Origin of the sequence: Pantoea sp. YR525 (assembly GCF_900116775.1) — a bacterium.
GTDB classification, from domain to species: Bacteria; Pseudomonadota; Gammaproteobacteria; order Enterobacterales; family Enterobacteriaceae; genus Pantoea; species Pantoea symbiotica.
In genome coordinates, this window is sequence record NZ_FPBU01000008.1 from 58,660 (window position 1) to 74,874 (window position 16,215).

The 16,215-nt window shown below is 54.4% G+C and carries 16 protein-coding genes; 10 read left to right on the plus strand and 6 right to left on the minus strand.

Annotation, left to right across the window (positions count from 1 at the left end):
* Window positions 1-67: 67 nt before the first annotated feature.
* Window positions 68-1,423, plus strand: coding sequence for a proline-specific permease ProY (proY, locus tag BM323_RS16810; protein WP_008104005.1), 1,356 nt, complete (start codon window positions 68-70; stop codon window positions 1,421-1,423).
* A gap of 55 nt (window positions 1,424-1,478) precedes the next feature.
* On the opposite strand, the gene BM323_RS16815 is transcribed toward proY, so the two are convergent.
* The 4 genes from BM323_RS16815 to BM323_RS16830 form a co-directional block, all read right to left on the minus strand.
* Window positions 1,479-3,425 (minus strand): acyltransferase family protein, encoded by a 1,947-nt coding sequence (locus BM323_RS16815; protein WP_091004136.1) that lies wholly within the window; start codon window positions 3,423-3,425, stop codon window positions 1,479-1,481.
* Window positions 3,426-3,709: 284 nt separating this feature from the next.
* Window positions 3,710-4,519 (minus strand): inositol monophosphatase family protein, encoded by an 810-nt coding sequence (locus tag BM323_RS16820; protein WP_008104000.1) that lies wholly within the window; start codon window positions 4,517-4,519, stop codon window positions 3,710-3,712.
* A 191-nt stretch (window positions 4,520-4,710) separates the two neighbouring features.
* The gene (locus BM323_RS16825; protein WP_008103997.1) at window positions 4,711-5,961 is read right to left on the minus strand and encodes a mechanosensitive ion channel family protein; all 1,251 of its coding nucleotides are present in this window, start codon (window positions 5,959-5,961) and stop codon (window positions 4,711-4,713) included.
* Window positions 5,962-6,053: 92 nt separating this feature from the next.
* Window positions 6,054-6,635, minus strand: a complete 582-nt coding sequence (locus tag BM323_RS16830; RefSeq protein ID WP_036648252.1) for an ACP phosphodiesterase — start codon at window positions 6,633-6,635, stop codon at window positions 6,054-6,056.
* 230 nt (window positions 6,636-6,865) lie between these two features.
* Between BM323_RS16830 and queA the strand changes: the two genes are divergently transcribed.
* The 5 genes from queA to secF are packed head-to-tail and all read left to right on the plus strand — an operon-like array spanning window position 6,866 to window position 12,308.
* Complete coding sequence (gene queA / locus BM323_RS16835) at window positions 6,866-7,936, plus strand: tRNA preQ1(34) S-adenosylmethionine ribosyltransferase-isomerase QueA (RefSeq protein WP_008103994.1); 1,071 nt, start codon at window positions 6,866-6,868, stop codon at window positions 7,934-7,936.
* Between the two features lie 38 nt (window positions 7,937-7,974).
* On the plus strand, window positions 7,975-9,099 hold the full coding sequence (gene tgt, locus BM323_RS16840) for a tRNA guanosine(34) transglycosylase Tgt (RefSeq protein ID WP_008103992.1): 1,125 nt from the start codon (window positions 7,975-7,977) through the stop codon (window positions 9,097-9,099).
* Between the two features lie 24 nt (window positions 9,100-9,123).
* A complete protein-coding gene (gene yajC, locus BM323_RS16845; RefSeq protein WP_008103990.1) occupies window positions 9,124-9,456 on the plus strand; it encodes a preprotein translocase subunit YajC in 333 nt (110 codons plus the stop codon).
* Window positions 9,457-9,481: 25 nt separating this feature from the next.
* Window positions 9,482-11,329 (plus strand): protein translocase subunit SecD, encoded by a 1,848-nt coding sequence (gene secD, locus BM323_RS16850; protein ID WP_071531647.1) that lies wholly within the window; start codon window positions 9,482-9,484, stop codon window positions 11,327-11,329.
* Between the two features lie 10 nt (window positions 11,330-11,339).
* The gene (gene secF / locus BM323_RS16855; RefSeq protein WP_008103986.1) at window positions 11,340-12,308 is read left to right on the plus strand and encodes a protein translocase subunit SecF; all 969 of its coding nucleotides are present in this window, start codon (window positions 11,340-11,342) and stop codon (window positions 12,306-12,308) included.
* A 122-nt stretch (window positions 12,309-12,430) separates the two neighbouring features.
* Here secF and BM323_RS16860 read toward each other — a convergent pair whose 3' ends face one another.
* Window positions 12,431-12,994, minus strand: coding sequence for a SadB/YajI family lipoprotein (locus BM323_RS16860; protein WP_008103983.1), 564 nt, complete (start codon window positions 12,992-12,994; stop codon window positions 12,431-12,433).
* Between the two features lie 14 nt (window positions 12,995-13,008).
* On the minus strand, window positions 13,009-13,449 hold the full coding sequence (gene lysM, locus BM323_RS16865) for a peptidoglycan-binding protein LysM (protein ID WP_008103980.1): 441 nt from the start codon (window positions 13,447-13,449) through the stop codon (window positions 13,009-13,011).
* 206 nt (window positions 13,450-13,655) lie between these two features.
* Between lysM and nrdR the strand changes: the two genes are divergently transcribed.
* The 4 genes from nrdR (at window position 13,656) to nusB (ending at window position 16,212) form a co-directional block, all read left to right on the plus strand.
* Window positions 13,656-14,105 carry a transcriptional regulator NrdR gene (gene nrdR / locus BM323_RS16870; RefSeq protein WP_008103978.1) on the plus strand — a complete coding sequence of 150 codons (450 nt, stop codon included), beginning with the start codon at window positions 13,656-13,658 and terminating at the stop codon, window positions 14,103-14,105.
* Between the two features lie 3 nt (window positions 14,106-14,108).
* Window positions 14,109-15,212, plus strand: a complete 1,104-nt coding sequence (gene ribD, locus BM323_RS16875; protein ID WP_008103975.1) for a bifunctional diaminohydroxyphosphoribosylaminopyrimidine deaminase/5-amino-6-(5-phosphoribosylamino)uracil reductase RibD — start codon at window positions 14,109-14,111, stop codon at window positions 15,210-15,212.
* A gap of 90 nt (window positions 15,213-15,302) precedes the next feature.
* Complete coding sequence (gene ribE / locus BM323_RS16880; RefSeq protein WP_008103973.1) at window positions 15,303-15,773, plus strand: 6,7-dimethyl-8-ribityllumazine synthase; 471 nt, start codon at window positions 15,303-15,305, stop codon at window positions 15,771-15,773.
* A gap of 19 nt (window positions 15,774-15,792) precedes the next feature.
* Entirely contained in the window at window positions 15,793-16,212 is a 420-nt protein-coding gene (gene nusB, locus BM323_RS16885; protein ID WP_007887007.1) for a transcription antitermination factor NusB, read from the plus strand.
* Window positions 16,213-16,215: the final 3 nt, after the last annotated feature.

Genomic DNA, 16,215 nt, shown 5'->3' on the forward strand with positions numbered 1-16,215 from the left:
GCGACATTGCTGTTAATTCCAACCACGGGCTTGCCCGTGGTTTTTCATTTTCAAGGTACTGAGTGTTATGCAAGAAACCAATAAGCTCAAACGCGGACTGAGCACGCGCCACATTCGCTTTATGGCGCTGGGATCGGCGATTGGCACCGGGCTGTTTTACGGCTCGGCGGATGCCATCAAAATGGCAGGCCCAAGCGTGCTGCTGGCATACATCATCGGCGGTGCGGTGGCGTACATCATCATGCGTGCGCTGGGTGAGATGTCGGTCAACAACCCGCAGGCCAGCTCATTCTCGCGCTATGCGCAGGATTATCTTGGCCCGCTGGCGGGTTACATCACTGGCTGGACCTACTGTTTTGAAATCCTGATTGTGGCGATTGCCGACGTAACGGCTTTTGGTATCTACATGGGCGTGTGGTTCCCCGATGTGCCGCACTGGATTTGGGTGCTGAGCGTGGTGCTGATTATCGGCGCCATCAACCTGATGAGCGTGAAAGTGTTTGGCGAAGTGGAGTTCTGGTTCTCCTTCTTCAAAGTCGCCACCATTATCATCATGATCATCGCTGGCTTCGGCATGATTTTCTGGGGCATCGGCAACGGCGGCCAGCCGACCGGCATTCACAATCTGTGGACCAACGGCGGCTTCTTCGCGCACGGTATTGTCGGCATGCTGCTGTCGCTGCAGATGGTGATGTTTGCTTACGGCGGGATTGAGATTATCGGCATTACCGCCGGTGAAGCAGAAGATCCGAAGACCTCGATTCCACGCGCCATCAACTCTGTACCGATGCGTATTCTGGTGTTCTACGTTGGTACGCTGTTCGTCATCATGTCGATTTATCCGTGGAATCAGGTGGGCACTTCCGGCAGTCCGTTCGTGCTGACCTTCCAGCATTTGGGCATTGCGGCGGCGGCATCGATCCTTAACTTCGTGGTGCTGACGGCGTCGCTGTCGGCGATTAACAGCGATGTGTTTGGCGTGGGACGTATGCTGCACGGCATGGCGCAGCAGGGCCACGCACCGAAGGTATTCCAGAAGGTATCGAATCGCGGGATTCCGTGGGTGACCGTTTTGGTGATGATGCTGGCGATGTTGATCGCGGTGTATCTCAACTACCTGATGCCGGAGAAAGTGTTCCTGGTCATCGCCTCGCTGGCGACCTTTGCTACCGTTTGGGTGTGGATCATGATTCTGCTGTCGCAGATCGCCTTCCGCCGCAAGATTGGCAAAGAGCAAGCCGGGAAACTGGATTTTGCCATGCCGGGCGGCAGTACAACCGCATGGTTTGGCGTGCTGTTCCTGGCGTTTATTATTGGACTGATTGGTTACTTCCCGGATACGCGCGTGTCGCTGTACGTTGGTTTCGGCTGGATTGCGCTGCTGTTGCTGGCGTGGCCGCTGGTGAAAAAGCGTAAAAGTTGATGATGAGTGAACGGGGCGCTTTTTGCGGCGCCCCGTTCATCCCGTTCATCCTGTTTTACCAGTTCTTTCCTAACGCAATCTCGCCTCCCAATGGACTCAGATGATTGTGGTCGTAATAGAGCGGCAACCCTTCACTGATGATCATACAACCCTGCACATTGCACAGATTGTCGCGCAGCGATAGTACGCGCACCTCTTGCTGCTGATAGCTTTTCAACAATGCCTCAACCGCTTCTTCAGGTAACTGGAAGAGTGTGGTGCGTTCGCTTAATCGCGGCGGTGCTTCCCCGTTGCCCAGTAAAGCGCTCAGTTCGCGGCGAACCGGCATGTTGCGGTTATGGCTGAAGCGCAAAGGGTCGATCTCTATTGTTGGCGCTCCCTCAATCACGGTGACTTTTTTTCCGGCCTGACGCAGCTGTGCCAACGCGGCGTCCATGCCTCGTTTGAGCGCTTCCAGATTACTTTGCTGCGCATCGCCGATGGCGCTGAAACCTTCGCCCGGCAACAGGCTCATGCCAGCCGCCCAATAAGCACTGATCACCACTTCATCAATCTTGTCGCTCAGCACCAGCTTCAGTACCTCCTGATTGAAGTTGATGCACTGCTGCGCGTGTTTTGGCATTTGGCTGACCACGCGCGTGGCGTCAAGCAGGAAAGGGCACGAGGCTTTGGTGAGCTGGAACAGCGGCTTATCCTGGCGCAATGCGTAGCTTGTTACCGAGCTGCGCAGGGCGGCGGCGTGGCTATCGCCAATCAACGCGATGCCGGGACGATCAGTTACCGGCTGACACTCGGCGAGTTGCGATGGGAAGTTAGCGCCGTAATCCAGCAGACACGGATTGCGCTGCGCCGCAATCTTCCATGATTCGCCGTTCACCACCACATCACTCACGCGCGACTTCATGCCGCCGGTTTGCCACAGCAGCACCATCGCAGCGGCAGCAATTATCGATGAGGCGCAATAACCGGGAATAACCCAACGCGTGCGGCTGCCTGCCTGACGGAACGGCTGCTCGACGAAACGCCATGACAGCCAGGCAATGCCCAATGCTACGCCACTGATCGCCAATCCTTGCCAGACGCTGAGCGGGTGATCGCTGCAGATGCGCGCCAGGCTGAGCAGTGGCCAGTGCCACAAATACCAGGAATAGGAAACTTTGCCGATAAAGCGCATCGGCGCGTTTTCCAGTAATCGTTTGTTCAGCTCACCGCGTGCGCCAATCATCAGACAGGCGGCCAGTACCGGGATCAGCGCCAGCCAGCCGGGGAAGCTGTCTTGTTTACTGAGCATCAGGCTGGCGGCCACGATCAGCAGCCAGCCGAGCAGATTGGGCAGGTTAGCCGCTCGCCCTTCCAGCGGCTTTGGCTTCCACAAAGCCATTAGCACGCCAGCACCCATTTCCCACGCACGCGTCGGCAACAGGTAGAACGCATGGGTACTGGCAAGCGGTGTCAGCCAGATGCAGGCTGCCAGCGACAGCGCACTGAGTACCAGCACCACACTTGCCATTGAGCGCTTAAGGCGTGTCGCCAGCAGGAGAATAAACGGCAGCACGATATAGAATTGTTCTTCGACGCCCAGTGACCAGGTCATCAAAAGCGGATTGAGATCGGCATCGCTGCTGAAATAGTCACCACTTTTCAGCAATAACATATTGGGCACGGAGATAAATACCGCCACGCTGTATTTCGCCAGCTGGCTAAACTCCAGTGGTGAAAGCAGAATAAATCCGAGCAACAGCAATATCGCCATCATAAAAAATAGCGCGGGTGCTATACGGCGAATACGGCGCAAATAAAATTGATAATACGAGAAATGTCCTTCAGATATTTCTTTGCTAATGATTCCGCCAATCAGAAAACCAGAAATAACAAAGAACAGATCAACGCCAATAAAACCGCCGTTTAACGTGGAAACTCCGGAATGGAATAACACAACCAGAATAATGGCAACAGCGCGCAGGCCGTCAATGTCCGCACGATAGCGGTGAGAGGATGTCATAATCAAAATCCATATTGATATTAATTTTAGGTGGGGACGAATAGCGTTTAGAGAAAAATAATTCGGCGCGTCCTGTCGCCGAAAAGACTTCAAAAGGAGAAAATAAGTATAACTAAGGGATGTTTGACCGAAGAAGCATATCTCATTTTTATTTAGAGTGGGATGGTCAAGAGAAAAAAGAGAGAATTCTCATCGAGGTTCAGAAATTACTTGCGCTTATCTTAAGTGAATAAATATGAATGTTAAGCCCGAATTATTCATCGAGCTTAACTTAATAAGAAAAATTATATCGAAGCGTGTGCAGGCAGCAACGCTTTCAGCTGCGGATAAATCACCGCATTTGCCAGCAGCACCGGATTGCCGTTCAGCAAACCCTGATTGCCAAGATAATCGTTGGTGATGCCGCCCGCTTCACGCATCAGCACAATACCCGGTAAGCCATCCCACGGATTCATATGCGCTTCGTAGTAACCAATTAATCGACCCGCCGCCGCCCACGCACTCATCAACGCTCCCGAACCGTTACGGATAAACATGCCGCCCTGCGCCAGTAATGCGCCAATAAAAGTGGTGAGAGGTTCAAGCGGTTGGCTGTTGGAACTGCTTAAACCCAGCAATCCCTGATCAAGCTGCTGCGCGCTGTGCGCCTGAATGCGTTTATCATTTACCCAGGCACCTTTGCCTCGGCAGGCGTGAAAGGTTTCATGATGATTGGGATCGCACACCACGCCAATCACTGCTTCGTTTTCACAAACAATCGCCAGCGAAACGCACCAGTTGTGCAAGCCATTAAGGAAGCTGCTGGTGCCATCAATCGGATCGATCACCCAGATAAAGCGTGCGCCAGCAGTATCGCCGCCGCTCTCTTCGCCCAGCACCGCATCGTCAGGAAAGCGTTCGTGGATCAGATGCTTGACCAATTCCTCAACGTTGCGATCGGCTTCGCTGACCACATCCTGCAGATCTTTCTTATGCTCAACCACTAATTGATGACGTTGCTGATACCAGGATAAAGCCCGGCTGGCGGCAGTTTTGGCAACATCACAGGCGAAATGATAACGTGCGTCGAGTTCGGTAAGCGAAGCTGATGACATCTTTCCCTCTTATGATTTTTAGGCTGGCGAAGCGACAACAGACGCCAAAAATGGCGTATTGGCTGTGTGACGGACTTAACAAAAGTTAAGAAAGGTTTCATTAAGCCGTAGATGTTCGCGTGTGACAAGAGGGGAAGAAGGCCCGCCAGCGAAATTTTTATTTGCGCTGACGGGTTATGCGGGATGAAGCGTTAGTGGCGAGTTCTCACGCCGATCTGGCGCATGTCATTACCGGTTGGCGATTGGTGCACACGCAGACCAAAGGTCGGCAGAACCGCATATATATGGTCGAAGATATCCGCTTGAATATTTTCATACTCCGCCCATACCGTGGTGTTGGTGAATACGTATACCTCAACAGGTAAACCGTTTTCACCCGGTGCTAACTGACGCACCATTAACGTCATCTCTTTATGAATGCGCGGATGTTGCTCCAGCCAGCTTTGCAACCAGACGCGGAAGGTGCCGACGTTAGTCAGACGACGACCATTGAGCGGTGAATCCAAATCACAGCCCAACTGCGCATTCCACGCGGCCACTTCTTCGCTTTTGCTATTCAGATAGGGAGTGAGCAGATGCGCACTTTTCAACTGCTGCATCATGGCGTCATCAAGGAAAGTGATGCTGGTGGTATCGATATTAATGCTGCGTTTAATGCGACGTCCGCCGGATTCCGACATGCCGCGCCAGTTTTTAAAGGAATCGGAAATTAAGGCATAAGCCGGAATGGTCACGATGGTGTTATCCCAGTTGCGCACTTTTACCGTGGTCAGGGAAATATCGATAACCGCACCGTCCGCGCCATATTTCGGCATCTCCAGCCAGTCATTCATTTTCAGCATATTATTGGCGGCTAACTGAATGCCGGCCACCAGACCGAGAATCGGATCTTTAAATACCAGCATCAGCACCGCCGTCATGGCACCGAGACCGGTGATCAATACGCCAGGCGATTTACCCAACAGCAGCGAAATAATCATGATTACCATTAAAATGGCGGCGATCAATTTCACGCTCTGGATAATTCCGCGCAGCGGCAATTGCTGCGCCAGCATGCTGTTTGCGCTGAGCTGCTGCAGCAGATCCAGCAGCGAGAACAGCATCAGCAGAGCGAAGATCATCATCCACAGCTGGGCGAAAATCAGCAGCGCAGGATAGATCTGAGAACTGTCGTGCAGGAACAGTTCGGTCTGTAATTTGAATAGCACGCCTTGCATCAGCCATACGCTGCGGCTAAACAGGCGGCTGTTAATCAGCGCCCTCGGCCATTGACGGCTGCTTTTCTCGGTATAACGACGCAGCAGCGGCAAAATGGCGCGGTGCAGAATGGCATGAGTGATTAACGAGATGGCAAAGATAATGGCAATCACTATCCCTAACGCCATGATGTGCGTGTAACTAAGACCGGCTTCTGCGAGCCGGTTTGCAATAAGATGCTGCATGAGATTTCCCTAAGTGTGACGAAGATTAAGGCCACGAAGGGTAGGGGATGGGAAATTTCCCGTCCAACAGACAGGTCTTGAATTACCTAATATTACAATTTCTGCGCCCGCGCGGCGGCCATTAAGCGCGGATAAAACTGAAAGAACAGCGGCTCAAGCTGATCATAGTGATCAACAAAATCCTGATAGGAATCGCGCAGCGCGGCCAGACGCGGACGGCGGTGCGCCATGCCGTTTAGCACCCGCGCCAGCCGCGTCGGTTCGGCATAGTGCTCAAACCAGCGTTCGCGCCACATCACTGCATTCAGTTCGATAAAACCTTCCGGCGTGCCCGCCAGTTGCGGCACGATGTCTTGTTCTGCCGCAGCGGTAAATGCTACCAGCGATTGTGTCGGGTGAATTTTCTCCCAGTGCAGCGAGAGGAAATGGTCCCAAATTACGTCCAGCGTGATGGGCGCCACGCGGCGTGTTTCCGGGCGAAATAGCTCACGCGCAATACGCACTTCAGGCAGGTTATCGGTTAACACATCGAGGCGACGATGCATGGCAATGCCAGCCACCACCGGCGCAGGCCATTGTGATTGCACGTTGCCGCGCACGAAATCGGCCATGAGATTGCCCAGCAGAGAGCTGTTAGCCAGCTGCGCCAGGTGAAGGTGAGCGAGAAAGTTCATGGCGCACATTATATACACGTCATACTTCAAGTTACAGGTGCGTTGGCTGCTCTCGTTCACCCGAATCACTTACTAAAGTAAGCTCATCGGGCTTCGCTCATTTGCCGCCTTCCTGTACCTCGAATTATTTTGTGTATAAGCAGAATCACAGAAACTCAGCCAGTTGTTCAGAATTTGCCGCTTTTCCGCTAGACTATGCCGCCTGATTTTAAGTCCTGAAGAAGTGAAGCATGCGCGTAGCCGATTTTACCTTTGAGTTGCCAGAATCCTTAATCGCCCACTATCCGCAGGCGCAGCGAAGCGGTTGCCGCTTGCTGTCGCTGGATGGTCCAAGCGGCGCATTAAGCCACGGCGTATTTACAGACGTGATGGATAAGCTCAATCCGGGCGATCTGCTGGTGTTCAATAACACCCGCGTGATTCCGGCGCGCGTCTTTGGCCGTAAAGCCAGCGGCGGGAAAATCGAGATGCTGGTTGAGCGCATGCTGGACGACAAACGCGTGCTGGCGCACGTGCGCGCTTCTAAAGCGCCCAAGCCGGGCGCAGAGTTGCTGCTGGGCGATGACGAAAGCGTCAAAGCCACGATGGTGGCGCGTCATGACACGCTGTTTGAGATCGCTTTCGAAGACGACCGTGCAGTGCTGGATATTCTCAACAGCGTCGGCCACATGCCGCTGCCACCTTATATCGATCGTCCGGATGAAGATGCTGACCGTGAGCTGTACCAAACCGTGTACGGCGTGCGTCCGGGCGCCGTCGCCGCGCCGACCGCCGGTTTGCACTTTGACGAGCCGCTGCTTGAGGCGCTGAAAGTCAAAGGCGTTGAGATGGCGTTCGTCACGCTGCACGTCGGCGCAGGGACTTTCCAGCCAGTGCGCGTAGAAACCATCGAAGATCACATCATGCACGCCGAATACGCGGAAGTGCCGCAGGATGTGGTGGATGCGGTGCTGGCGTGTAAAGCGCGCGGCAACAAAGTGGTCGCCGTGGGCACTACCTCAGTGCGATCGCTGGAGAGCGCCGCGAAGGCCAGCCAGGACGCGCTGATTGCCCCGTTCTTCGATGACACGCAGATTTTCATCTATCCCGGCTATCACTATCAGGTGATCGATGCGCTGATCACCAACTTCCATCTGCCGGAATCGACCCTGATTATGTTGGTTTCGGCCTTTGCCGGTTATCAGCACACCATGGCGGCTTATCACAGCGCGGTGGCAGAGCAGTATCGTTTCTTTAGCTACGGGGATGCGATGTACATCACCCGTAATCCACAGGCACCTGACGAAACCGTTGGGGCTTAATAATCAGACTGTTTCTCTGATTATCTAATGAGGTTAATGTGAAATTTGAATTAGATACTACCGACGGGCGCGCGCGCCGTGGCCGTCTGGTCTTTGATCGTGGCGTAGTCGAAACCCCGGCATTTATGCCCGTGGGCACCTACGGCACGGTGAAAGGCATGACGCCGGAAGAAGTGAAAGATACCGGCGCGCAGATCCTGCTCGGCAACACCTTCCACCTGTGGCTGCGCCCTGGTCAGGAGATCATGAAACTGCACGGCGACCTGCACGATTTCATGAACTGGCAAGGGCCGATCCTCACCGATTCCGGCGGCTTCCAGGTATTCAGCCTCGGCGATATTCGCAAGATCACCGAAGCGGGTGTGCATTTCCGCAACCCGATTAACGGCGACCCGATTTTCCTCGATCCGGAAAAGTCGATGGAGATCCAGTTCGATCTCGGCTCTGACGTAGTCATGATCTTCGACGAATGTACGCCATATCCTGCAGATTGGGATTACGCTAAACGTTCGATGGAGATGTCATTACGCTGGGCCCAGCGCAGCCGTGACCGCTTCGATTCGCTCGGCAATAAAAATGCATTATTCGGCATTATTCAGGGCGGTGTTTACGAAGATTTACGAGATGTCTCAGTTAAAGGTCTGGTAGAGATTGGCTTTGATGGGTACGCTGTGGGCGGCCTGGCGGTGGGTGAACCTAAAGAGGACATGCACCGAATCCTGGAGCACGTCTGTCCGCAAATTCCGCAAGACAAACCGCGTTATTTGATGGGCGTCGGCAAGCCAGAAGATCTGGTGGAAGGCGTTCGCCGCGGTATCGATATGTTTGACTGCGTTATGCCAACGCGCAATGCGCGCAACGGTCATCTGTTTGTGACCGATGGCGTGGTGAAAATTCGCAATGCCAAGTATAAAGATGACACCACAACGCTGGATGCCGAGTGCGATTGCTACACCTGTCGCAATTACAGCCGCGCATACTTGTATCATCTTGATCGCTGTAACGAAATACTGGGCGCGCGCCTGAATACAATTCACAATCTGCGCTATTACCAGCGTTTGATGGCGGGTTTACGCAAGGCCATCGAAGAGGGTAAATTAGAGCACTTTGTTAGCGAGTTCTACCAACGGATCGGGAAAGCGGTGCCACCGCTGAACGTCTGATAATTCATCAATGAGGGAAATTTAATGAGCTTTTTCATTTCTGACGCCGTAGCCGCAGCAGGCGCACCGTCTCAGGGAAGTCCGTATTCTCTGGTGATCATGCTGGTGGTATTTGGTCTGATCTTCTACTTCATGATTCTGCGTCCGCAGCAGAAGCGTACTAAAGATCACAAGAAGCTGATGGATTCCATCTCTAAAGGTGATGAAGTGCTGACCAGCGGTGGTTTAGTTGGCCGTGTGACCAAAGTGGCAGAAACTGGCTATGTTTCTATTGCCCTGAACGACACCACTGAAGTAGTTGTTAAACGTGATTTCGTGGCCGCCGTTCTGCCGAAAGGTACTTTGAAGGCGCTGTAATTTTTTCTTCCCGAAGGGAACTGCCGTGTTAAACCGTTATCCTTTGTGGAAGTACATCATGCTGGTCGTCGTGATTCTCGTCGGCCTGCTCTATGCGCTTCCTAACCTTTATGGTGAGGATCCGGCCGTTCAGATCACTGGTGCGCGCGGTGGCGCCGCCAGTGAGCAAACGTTGGATCAGATCCAGACCGTATTAAAACAAGACAATATCGAGAGCAAATCCCTCGCTCTGGAAAATGGTGCCATTCTGGCCCGCTTTGCAACGCAGGATGTGCAGCTGCGCGCGCGTGATGCCATCACCACCGCGCTGGGCGAAGACTACATTGTGGCACTCAACCTCGCGCCGGCAACCCCTCGCTGGCTGAGCATGCTGGCCGCGGAACCGATGAAACTCGGTCTTGATCTGCGCGGCGGCGTTCACTTCCTGATGGAAGTGGATATGGATACGGCTCTGGGCAAACTGCAAGAGCAGAACGCCGACAGCCTGCGCAGCGATCTGCGCGACAAAAGCATTCCGTATACCACCGTTAATAAAATCGCGAACTATGGCGTTGAAGTGCGTTTCCGTGACGGCGCCAGCCGTGACGCGGCAATCAGCTACTTGTCTACTCGCCACCGCGATCTGGTGATCTCAAGCCAGGGCAGCGATTCACTGCGTGCGGTGATGAGCGATGCGCGTCTGAGCGAAGCGCGTGAATATGCGGTGCAGCAAAACATCACCATTCTGCGTAACCGTGTGAACCAGCTCGGCGTTGCCGAACCGCTGGTTCAGCGTCAGGGTTCTGACCGCATCGTGGTCGAGCTGCCAGGTATTCAGGACACCGCGCGCGCTAAAGAGATTCTGGGCGCAACCGCCACGCTGGAATTCCGTCTGGTGAACACCAGCGTTGATCCAACGGCTGCGGCCAGCGGCCGTGTGCCGGGCGATTCGGAAGTGAAGAAAACCCGCGAAGGGCAGCCAGTGGTGCTGTACAAGCGTGTGATTCTGACCGGTGATCACATCACCGATTCCACGTCGAGCATGGATGAGTACAACCAGCCGCAGGTGAACATTTCACTGGATGGCGCGGGCGGTAACATGATGTCGAACTTCACCAAGGACAATATCGGCAAGCCGATGGCGACCCTGTTTGTGGAGTACAAAGACAGCGGTAAGAAAGATGCCAACGGCCGTTCGATTCTGGTGAAACAGGAAGAAGTGATTAACGTGGCGAACATTCAGTCGCGCCTCGGTAACAGCTTCCGTATCACCGGTATCAACAATCCAAACGAAGCACGTCAGCTGTCGCTGCTGCTGCGCGCGGGTGCGTTGATTGCACCAATCCAGATTGTAGAAGAGCGTACTATCGGCCCAACCATGGGTCAGCAGAACATCACACAAGGCCTCGAAGCCTGCCTGTGGGGTTTGATCGCCTCCATCCTGTTTATGGTGGTGTTCTACAAGAAGTTTGGTCTTATCGCGACCAGCGCACTGCTGTGTAACCTGGTGCTGATTGTCGGCATCATGTCACTGCTGCCAGGCGCGACGCTCACCATGCCGGGTATTGCCGGTATCGTGTTGACGCTGGCGGTTGCGGTCGATGCTAACGTGTTGATTAACGAACGTATTAAAGAAGAGTTGCGTAACGGACGCTCGGTACAGCAGGCGATTCATGAAGGCTATAAAGGCGCCTTCTCCAGTATCGTCGACGCCAACGTCACTACGCTGATTAAAGTCATCATTCTTTATGCGGTCGGTACCGGTTCAATCAAAGGCTTTGCGATTACTACCGCTATCGGTATCGCAACCTCGATGTTTACCGCTATCGTCGGCACCCGTGCCATCGTTAACCTGGTGTACGGCGGCAAACGCATCAACAAGCTGTCTATCTGAGGAGTGCGTTGTGGCACAGGAATATAGTATTGAGCAGCTAAACCACGGGCGTAAAGTCGTCGACTTTATGCGCTGGGATAAGCTGGCTTTCATCATCTCCGGTTTGCTGATTGTGGCGTCTATCGCCATCGTTGGTGTCAAAGGCTTCAACTGGGGCCTCGACTTTACCGGCGGAACGGTGATTGAGATTAACCTGGAAAAACCAGCGGATCTCGACGCGCTGCGTGAAGGTTTGGTCAAAGCGGGCTTTGAAGAGCCGCTGGTGCAGAACTTTGGTAGCAGCCGCGACGTGATGGTGCGTATGCCTCCGGCGACCGGCAATGCTGGCACCGAACTGGGCAACAAAGTGCTGGCTTCCATTAGCCAGACCACCCAGCAGAACGCCACCGTGAAGCGTGTCGAGTTTGTTGGCCCAAGCGTGGGCAGCGACTTGGCGCAGGCGGGCGCAATGGCGCTGCTGTCGGCGCTAATTGCGATTTTGATCTACATTGGCTTCCGCTTTGAGTGGCGTTTGGCGCTTGGCACCGTACTGGCACTGGCGCACGATGTGATCATCACCTGCGGAATTCTGGCGCTGTCACGGGTTGAAATTGATCTGACGATTGTCGCCTCGCTGATGTCGGTGATTGGTTACTCGCTTAACGATAAGATCGTGGTATCTGACCGTATTCGTGAGAACTTCCGCAAGATTCGTCGCGGTTCTTCTTACGACATCACCAACGTATCGCTGACCCAGACGCTGAGCCGTACCTTGATCACCTCCATCACTACGCTGGCGATGATCATGATCCTGTTCGTGTTTGGTGGTGCGTTGCTGAAAGGCTTCTCACTGACCATGCTGATCGGTGTCACCATCGGTACCATTTCATCGATTTATGTCTCTTCAGCGCTGGCGCTGAAACTGGGCATGAAGCGTGAACATATGCTGGTGCAGAAAGTGGAAAAAGAGGGCGCAGATCAGCCTTCGATTCTGCCGTAACGCGGAGTCAGAAAGTAAACGGGCTGCCAGTGGCAGCCCGTTTTTTTATGCCTGTCGATCAGGACATCGTGCACAGAGGCCACCATAAATGGCGACCCTTCAAATGCGTGTAGCATACGTATTCAAGGCGCGGTTTTGTTTACCGCTGTGCCTTCCACATCATGCACGCGCACGTAGCCGAGTTGATCCGGGGTTAAGCCGCTGAGTCGCAGCGGCACGCTAACCGAACTGCGTGGCATTAACTCGGCCGGAACGTCGATGGTCTGGCTCAGGCTGCCCGCGTTAAGCGGTTTGCCGCTGGCCGGATCCATTTCGCCCCAAACCACGGTAGCGCGCAGTGCCGGAATCGGCTGGTCATCGGTCGAGCGGATATTCAGATTGGCGCGACTGCCGCTAGCTTCACCCGCCACCTGCGAGAGTGACAAGCGCAGTTTACCCAGCTGCGTCTGCAGTTCCACCGGCGTATTGGCTTGCGGCAAAAGCCACGCGCCTTGGGTGGATTGGCTGTTCAGCTGTCCCTGAATCTCCAGCGCCGTTGCCTGATTAGTCAGCTTGCGCATCTGCTGATTAAGCTGACTCACTTCCTGATGCAACTCTTTGACCTGCGGTGAAACCGGCGTTGAACTGCAACCACTGAGAACCAGCAAAGAGAGTGCTGCCGGAGCCCAAAACGTCCTGATCGTCATGCAATGTCCTTTCTTTATTCGGGAATTCGTAAAACCTGGCCAGGGTAGATCTTATCAGGATGCGTCAGCATTGGCTTGTTCGCCTCGAAAATCTTGTTGTATTGATTAGGATTTCCGTAGACCTCTTTCGATACCGCACTCAAGGTATCGCCTTTTTTAACGGTGTAGAACTTCGCGGGCGTAGCGGCATCGCTGGTGGTGACCTTGTCATCGACCTTGGTGATCCCCGCGACGTTACCGGCTGCAACCAGTATCTTCTCTTTCAACTCCTGAGAAATGCCATCACCGGTTACCGTAACGGTGTCGCCTTTCACATCTACCTTGACCTTATCGCTGTCGGGCAAACCGAGTTTGTTAATGTGATCCTGCAATTTCTTGCTGGCATCGTCGCCACCGCCACTGACGGCGTCCCACAGTTTTTCTCCAGCATCTTTCACGAAATCAAACAGACCCATACATCCTCCAGATTTTTATGATGTTGGCCGCCTTGCTGGCGGCTCTCTAAGCGTAGTGGTTTTTTGACGAGGGAACATGAGGGAGATGTCTTGCATTTGGCTTAATGTCACAAATCGCGATTCACACATTATGTGCCACACACATACATTTTGTGGCACGATCGCGCTACACTGTGTGGCCTATTTATCTCGCATCAGGAAGCCTCATGCATTGCCCATTCTGCTCCGCTGTGGACACCAAAGTGATTGATTCTCGTCTGGTTAGTGAAGGATCGTCGGTGCGTCGCCGTCGTCAGTGTCTGGTGTGTCATGAGCGTTTCACCACCTTTGAAGTGGCGGAGCTGGTGATGCCGCGCGTGGTGAAAAGCAATGATGTGCGTGAACCCTTCAATGAAGACAAGCTCAGTAGCGGCATGATCAAGGCGCTGGAAAAACGCCCGGTCAGCGCCGATGCGGTTGAGAGCGCGGTCAATCATATTAAAACCCAGCTGCGTGCCACCGGCGAACGCGAAGTGCCAAGCGCACTGATCGGCAATCTGGTGATGGATGAGCTGAAGAAGCTCGATAAAGTCGCCTACATTCGCTTTGCCTCGGTCTATCGCAGCTTCGAAGATATCCGCGATTTTGGTGAAGAGATCGCCCGCCTACAGGACTAATCCATGACTGACGAACGCTATATGGCGCGCGCGCTGGAACTGGCGCGCCGCGGACGCTTTACCACCACACCTAATCCCAACGTCGGCTGCGTGATTGTGCGCGAAGGTGAGATTGTCGGCGAAGGCTGGCATCAGCGCGCTGGCGAACCGCACGCCGAAGTGCACGCGCTGCGCATGGCGGGCGAACGTGCCGCTGGCGCAACCGCGTATGTCACGCTGGAACCTTGCAGTCATCATGGACGTACGCCGCCGTGCTGCGATGCGCTGATCGCCGCTGGCGTGACGCGCGTGGTCGCTGCGATGCAGGATCCCAATCCGCAGGTGGCGGGACGTGGACTCTATCGTTTACAGCAGGCGGGCATCGACGTCAGTCATGGCCTGATGATGAACGAAGCGGAAGCGCTGAACCGGGGTTTTCTGAAACGCATGCGCACCGGATTCCCGTGGATCCAGCTAAAACTCGGCGCATCCCTTGATGGGCGCACCGCAATGGCGAGTGGCGAAAGTCAGTGGATCACCTCCGCAGCCGCAAGGCGCGATGTGCAACGTTTACGCGCTCAGAGTTCAGCTATTCTTAGCACCAGCGCCACCGTGTTAGCGGATAACCCTTCGTTAACGGTGCGCTGGAGTGAATTAAACGAAGAAGTGCGTGCGCAGCTCGACGAAAGCCAGCTGCGCCAGCCGGTGCGTGTGGTGATTGATAGTCAACAGCGCGTCACGCCGCAACACTGCTTGATTGACCAGCCGGGCGAAACCTGGCTGATGCGCAGCGAACCCGATGAGCTTACGTGGCCGGCCAGCGTGACCCAGATCGCCGTGCCGCAGCGTGGCGAACAGCTTGATCTGGTGGCGATGATGATGTTGCTCGGCCAGCGGCAGATCAATAGCGTGTGGGTAGAAGCCGGTGCCGGTTTAGCGGGCGCGTTGCTGCAAGCGGGGCTGGTAGATGAGCTGATCGTTTACATGGCGCCGAAGCTGTTAGGCAATGCCGCTCGCGGCCTGTGTACGCTGCCGGGACTGGAACAGCTGGCCGATGCGCCGGCCCTGAATTTTAGCGATGTACGCCTGGTTGGCGCGGACCTGCGCCTGACGCTGACACCGCGTTGAAAGCGCGCGGAAAAGCCTGAGCGCGTCGCCAAAGAGTATGATAGAATCCGCCCCCTTCTGCGGGGCCATAAAACAACCCAAAGGATATGTATGAAAGTTATCGAAGCTCCTGTTGCCACGCCTGATGCAAACATTGCCATCGTAATTGCGCGTTTTAACAACTTCATTAATGACAGCCTGCTGGACGGCGCGATTGACGCACTTAAGCGCATCGGCCAGGTGAAAGCAGATAACATCACCGTTGTCTGGGTTCCGGGTGCATACGAACTGCCGCTGGCAGCACGCGCGCTGGCGAAAACCGGTAAGCACGACGCCATTGTTGCGTTGGGCACCGTGATCCGTGGCGGCACCGCACATTTCGAATATGTGGCCGGTGAAGCCAGCTCGGGCATTGCGCACGTCGCGATGACCAGCGAAATCCCGGTGACCTTCGGCGTGTTGACCACTGAAAATATCGAGCAGGCGATTGAACGCGCCGGCACGAAAGCAGGTAATAAAGGTGCCGAAGCGGCCCTGACTGCACTCGAAATGATCAACGTATTGAAAGCCATCAAAGCCTGATTTTTGTAAGGGGAATTTTGTGAAACCTGCTGCTCGTCGTCGCGCCCGTGAGTGCGCTGTCCAGGCGCTTTACTCCTGGCAGCTGTCCAAGAACGACATTGCCGATGTGGAATACCAGTTTCTGGCGGAACAAGACGTCAAAGACGTCGATATTAGCTATTTCCGCGAATTGCTGGCCGGTGTGGCGACTAACAGCGCGTACCTGGACGGTCTGATGAAGCCTTACCTGTCGCGTCAGCTGGAAGAGCTGGGCCAGGTAGAAAAAGCCATCCTGCGTATTTCGCTGTATGAGCTGAGCAAGCGTTCTGATGTGCCGTATAAAGTGGCCATCAACGAAGGCATCGAGTTGGCAAAAGTGTTTGGTGCTGAAGACAGCCACAAATTCGTCAACGGTGTCCTCGACAAAGCTGCCCCGCAAATTCGACCGAATAAAAAATAGTCT

Coding starts and splice junctions, on each gene's coding strand:
- nrdR (WP_008103978.1), top strand. CDS start 13,656: ATGCATTGCCCATTCTGCTCCGCTGTGGACACCAAAGTGATTGATTCT.
- lysM (WP_008103980.1), bottom strand. CDS start 13,449: ATGGGTCTGTTTGATTTCGTGAAAGATGCTGGAGAAAAACTGTGGGAC.
- yajC (WP_008103990.1), top strand. CDS start 9,124: ATGAGCTTTTTCATTTCTGACGCCGTAGCCGCAGCAGGCGCACCGTCT.
- BM323_RS16820 (WP_008104000.1), bottom strand. CDS start 4,519: ATGTCATCAGCTTCGCTTACCGAACTCGACGCACGTTATCATTTCGCC.
- queA (WP_008103994.1), top strand. CDS start 6,866: ATGCGCGTAGCCGATTTTACCTTTGAGTTGCCAGAATCCTTAATCGCC.
- BM323_RS16830 (WP_036648252.1), bottom strand. CDS start 6,635: ATGAACTTTCTCGCTCACCTTCACCTGGCGCAGCTGGCTAACAGCTCT.
- ribD (WP_008103975.1), top strand. CDS start 14,109: ATGACTGACGAACGCTATATGGCGCGCGCGCTGGAACTGGCGCGCCGC.
- ribE (WP_008103973.1), top strand. CDS start 15,303: ATGAAAGTTATCGAAGCTCCTGTTGCCACGCCTGATGCAAACATTGCC.
- BM323_RS16860 (WP_008103983.1), bottom strand. CDS start 12,994: ATGACGATCAGGACGTTTTGGGCTCCGGCAGCACTCTCTTTGCTGGTT.
- BM323_RS16815 (WP_091004136.1), bottom strand. CDS start 3,425: ATGACATCCTCTCACCGCTATCGTGCGGACATTGACGGCCTGCGCGCT.
- proY (WP_008104005.1), top strand. CDS start 68: ATGCAAGAAACCAATAAGCTCAAACGCGGACTGAGCACGCGCCACATT.
- BM323_RS16825 (WP_008103997.1), bottom strand. CDS start 5,961: ATGCAGCATCTTATTGCAAACCGGCTCGCAGAAGCCGGTCTTAGTTAC.